The organism is Streptomyces sp. NPDC050703 (genome assembly GCF_040654435.1).
In the GTDB taxonomy this organism is placed as follows: domain Bacteria; phylum Actinomycetota; class Actinomycetes; order Streptomycetales; family Streptomycetaceae; genus Streptomyces.
The window spans coordinates 1-3,059 of record NZ_JBFAHX010000098.1; the positions used below are offsets into that span (position 1 = coordinate 1).

At 72.0% G+C, this 3,059-nt stretch carries 1 protein-coding gene; it reads left to right on the plus strand.

Going from position 1 to position 3,059, the window contains the following annotated elements:
* On the plus strand, positions 1-3,059 hold a 3,059-nt coding region (locus AB0I16_RS35715), incomplete at both ends, for a beta-ketoacyl synthase N-terminal-like domain-containing protein (protein ID WP_363253847.1).

A 3,059-nucleotide genomic window follows, 5' to 3' on the forward strand; every position in this document is an offset into this window, starting at 1 on the left:
ACCGAGCTGGTCCGCTATGAGGCGGCCGCGGTGCTCGGTCACGTGTCGGGGGATGCGTTCTCGGCGTCCCGCGCGTTCCGGGAGCTGGGCTTCGATTCGCTGACGGCGGTGGAGCTGCGGGCTCGGCTGAGTGAGGCCACGGGTGTCGCGCTGCCCGCGACGCTGGTCTACGACTACCCCAACGCCGCCGTACTCGCCGCCTACCTCCGCACCGAACTGTCCGGCGCGGACATGACGGTCCCCTCCGCTCCCACCGGGGTTTCCGGCGCCACCGACGAGCCGATCGCGATCGTGGCGATGGCCTGCCGATACCCCGGCGGCGTCACCAGCCCCGAGGACTTGTGGCGGGTGCTGCTCTCGGGCGAGGACGCGGTGTCGGAGTTCCCGGCCGACCGCGGCTGGGACCTCCAGTCCCTGTACGACCCCGACCCGGACTCGGTGGGCACCTCGTACTCCCGGTCCGGCGCCTTCCTCTCCGACGTCGGCGGCTTCGACGCGGGCTTCTTCGGGATCTCGCCGCGCGAGGCCCTGGCGATGGACCCGCAGCAGCGGCTGCTCCTTGAGACCTCCTGGGAGGCATTCGAACGAGCCGGGGTCGACCCGGAGTCGCTGCGCGGTGAGCGCGTCGGCGTGTTCGTCGGCTCCAACGTGCAGGACTACGGACTGGTGCTCGGCGGAGCCGCTGAGGACGTGGGCGGCTATGTGGCGACCGGCAACGCGGCGAGCGTGGCTTCGGGCCGCCTGTCGTACACGTTCGGCTTCGAGGGCCCGGCGGTGACGGTGGACACGGCGTGCTCGTCGTCGCTGGTGGCCCTGCACCTGGCGGTGCAGGCGCTGCGGTCCGGCGAGTGCGAGATGGCGCTGGCCGGTGGTGTGACGGTCATGTCGACCCCGGGTGCGTTCATCGAGTTCAGCCGCCAGCGCGGCCTCGCCATGGACGGGCGGTGCAAGGCGTTCGCCGCCGGCGCCGACGGCACTGGGTGGGGTGAGGGCGTCGGCATGCTGTTCGTCGAGCGTCTCTCCGACGCCCGCCGCAACGGCCACCAGGTCCTCGCCGTCGTCCGCGGTTCGGCGGTCAACCAGGACGGTGCTTCCAACGGCCTGACGGCCCCCAACGGCCCCTCGCAGCAGCGCGTCATCCGCCAGGCCCTGGCGAGCGCGGGGCTGGCGCCGGCCGACGTGGACGTGGTCGAAGCACACGGCACGGGCACGAAGCTCGGTGACCCGATCGAGGCGCAGGCGCTCCTCGCCACCTACGGCCAGGACCGCAGCGGAGAACCGCTGTTGCTCGGGTCGGTCAAGTCCAACATCGGACACACGCAGGCTGCCGCCGGCGTGGCCGGTGTGATCAAGATGGTGATGGCGATGCGGCACGGCGTGCTGCCGCGCACGCTGCACGTCGACGAGCCGTCGCCCCACGTCGACTGGACCACGGGTGCCGTGGAACTGCTGGCGGAGGCGCGTCCCTGGCCGCAGACCGGTCAGCCGCTGCGGGCCGGTGTGTCGTCGTTCGGCTTCAGCGGGACCAACGCCCACACCATCATCGAGCAGGCCCCCGCCATTGAGCGGGAGGAGGCTCCGGAGCCCGGGCGCGACGGCGGACTCGTGCCGTGGGTGATCTCTGCGGGCGACGAGACCGCGTTGCGCGGACAGGCAGAGCGTCTGCTGTCCGTGGCGGACGACCACGAGCCTGTTGACGTCGGTTACTCGCTCGCGACGACGCGGTCGGCGTTGACCCATCGCGCGGTGATCGTGGCCGATGAGCGGTCCGAGTTCCTGGCCGCGCTGACTGCCCTCGCGGAGGGCCGGACCAACGGCGCCGTGGTCACGGGAGCGGCTGACGAGCCCGGCCGGGTGGGCTTCCTGTTCTCGGGACAGGGTTCGCAGCGGCTCGGCATGGGACGCGAACTGGCTGACCAGTACCCGGTGTTCTCCGAGGCTCTGAACTCGGTACTGGACGAGTGTGACCCGCGGGTGCGTGAGGTGCTGTTCGGCGAGGACGCCGACGCGCTGAACGAGACGGGTGTCACCCAGCCCGCGCTGTTCGCCGTCGAGGTGGCGCTCTTCCGGCTCTTGGAGTCGTGGGGCGTCCGCCCCGACGTCCTTGCCGGTCACTCGATCGGCGAGCTGGCCGCCGCGCATGTGGCGGGTGTGTGGTCGTTGGCGGATGCGGTGAAGGTGGTGTCGGCGCGTGGTGCGCTGATGCAGGCGCTGTCCGCGGGCGGTGCGATGGTGGCGATCCAGGCGTCCGAGGCCGAGATCGCCCCGGACCTGTCGGAGACGGTCGGCATCGCGGCGATCAACGGCCCCACCTCTCTCGTCATCTCCGGTGTCGCCGCCGACGTCGAGGCGGTCGCGGAGAGGTGGCGTGCGGCGGGCCGCAAGACGTCCCGGCTGAAGGTCAGCCACGCCTTCCACTCACCCCTGATGGACCCGATGCTCGACGGCTTCCGTCGGGTGCTCGACGAGGTGTCCTACGAGGCGCCCGCCCTCCCGATCGTGTCGACATTGACCGGCACCCGGGCGAGCGCCGAGGAGCTGGCCTCGCCGGAGTACTGGGTGCGGCACGTGCGCGAGTCCGTTCGCTTCGCCGACGCAGTTGACGCCCTGGTCGCTGAGGGCGTGGGCACGTTCGTCGAGATCGGCCCCGGCGGCACGCTGTGCGCGCTGGGCCAGGAGTCGGCGCCGGAAGCGACCTTCGTACCGGTGCTCCGTGCCGACAGGCCGGAAGCGGCGGCTGCGACGACGGCCGCGGGTCACCTGCACGTGTGCGGCGTGCAGGTGGCCTGGGCGGCGTTCTTCGCGGGCCGTGGGGCACGCCGGATCGACCTGCCGACGTACGCGTTCCAGCGCGAGCACTTCTGGCCCGACGTGCTGCCGGTGATCGGGAACGTCGCGGCGGCCGGGCTCGGTGCCGCCGAGCACCCGCTGCTCGGTGCGACCGTCACCCTCGGCGGCACGGATGGTGTGCTGCTGACGGGACGGCTGTCGGTGCGGACGCACCCGTGGCTCGCCGACTATGTGGTGCGGGGTTCGGTGCTGCTGCCGGGTGCCGCGTT